At 40.2% G+C, this 1,764-nt stretch carries 1 protein-coding gene; it reads left to right on the forward strand.

Features of this window, described 5'->3' with window-relative positions; translation table 11 throughout:
* The first annotated feature begins 96 nt into the window (after positions 1 to 96).
* Positions 97 to 1,728, forward strand: a complete 1,632-nt coding sequence (locus tag KTG12_RS21200; protein ID WP_046451437.1) for an IS1182 family transposase — start codon at positions 97 to 99, stop codon at positions 1,726 to 1,728.
* The last annotated feature ends 36 nt before the right edge of the window (positions 1,729 to 1,764 follow it).

The raw sequence follows: 1,764 nt of genomic DNA on the forward strand, positions 1-1,764 counted from the left end.
AAAGGGGCTGTCCAAAAAGTCGGATAGCCCCTTTTGCTATTGTTTATTTCGGTAAAAAGTATTATCTTACCGTTGCAAAAACCAAACATTATAGCAATGGCTAAGATAGTATTTAAAGAGTTAACATCCAACCAAAATGTACTTTTTCCGGTCAGCTTATCGGAAAAGATAGCTCCCAATCATCCCGTTCGTGTTGTAAACAGTGTTGTAGACGCCTTGGATATTAGTTGTCTGCTCTGGGCATATAAAGGAGGAGGTACTAGCAGCTACCATCCCCGTATGATGCTCAAAGTTCTGTTTTATGCCTACCTGAACAATATCTATTCTTGTCGTAAAATAGAAAAGGCCTTGCAGGAGAATATTCACTTCATGTGGTTGTCTGGTAATAGTACTCCCGATTTCCGCACGATCAATGATTTCCGTGGCAAACGTTTAAAAGAACACATAAAATCGTTGTTTTCAGCCATTGTTCTGCTGTTACAGGAATCCGGCTATGTCAGTTTGGATGTACAGTATATCGATGGTACCAAAGTGGAATCAGCCTCCAACCGCTACACTTTTGTCTGGCGTGGTAGCGTGGAAAAGAACAAGGTAAAACTGGAGTCGAAAATACAGTCAATCCTTAGTGAAGTTGACAAACATATCGAGCAGGATAAACAGGAAAGGACACCAGATTGCTTACCGGATATGGATTCCTGTGGTTTGCGGGAAAAAGTGAGCGCTTTAAACAAACGGCTCTCCGGGATGAACAATGCTGAGCAGAAACAAATCAAAAAGTTACAGGAAGAATATCTGCCCCGCCTTGCCAAATACGAATCGCAATTAGAGAAATTAGGGGATCGTAATTCTTTCAGTAAGACTGATGAGGATGCGACCTTCATGCGTATGAAAGAGGATCATATGAAAAACGGGCAATTGAAACCCGCCTATAACATACAGATTGCCACAGAGAATCAATTTATTACCAATCTGGGAATTTACAGGCGAGCCGGAGATACGGGAACTTTAATTTCTTTTTTGAAAGATTTTCGAGAGACTTATCATAGGCAATCCTCTATAGTAGTGGCCGATGCCGGTTATGGAAGTGAACAAAACTACGAGTTTATGGAGAATGCGGGTATAGAGGCTTTTGTCAAGTACAATTATTTCCACAAAGAGCAAAAGCGTGCCTGGAAGAAGGATGCTTTTGCCATACAGAACCTTTACTACAACCAGGAAAGGGATTATTACGTATGCCCGATGGGACAACATATGGAGTATAAAGGTCAAAAGAAAAGTAAATCCGATTTGGGATATGTATCCATACTGAAGCGTTATCAGGCACAAAATTGTGAGGGGTGCCCGCTGAAATCTCAATGCCATAAATCAAAGGCCAACCGGATCATAGAAGTTAACTATAACCTTAACAGGTATAAACAAAAAGCACGGGAAAGACTCATGAGTGAGGAAGGTATTTATCATCGGGGCAGACGATGTATAGAACCGGAAGCTGTCTTTGCACAGATAAAGCATAACTCGGCGTGGAACCGGTTTAGATTAAGAGGGTTGGAGAAGGTAAAAACAGAATTTACCCTGGTTGCTATTGCACATAATCTCAGGAAACTGGCTAAAAAAGTCAGTTTTCTTTTGTTTTTTACTTATTTCTGTAGGATGACTTCTCGAAAAGTAATAATTGAGAAGACCAAAGATATTTTAAATATAAAAATGGATAATAAACGGGCTGCATAACAAAAAAAGAAGGCTGCCTTTTCAGACACCTTCTTT

Source organism: Parabacteroides sp. MSK.9.14 (assembly GCF_019041495.1).
Classification (GTDB): domain Bacteria; phylum Bacteroidota; class Bacteroidia; order Bacteroidales; family Tannerellaceae; genus Parabacteroides; species Parabacteroides merdae.

Excerpts from the sequence above, each read along its gene's own strand:
- KTG12_RS21200 (WP_046451437.1), top strand. The coding sequence starts at position 97 with ATGGCTAAGATAGTATTTAAAGAGTTAACATCCAACCAAAATGTACTT.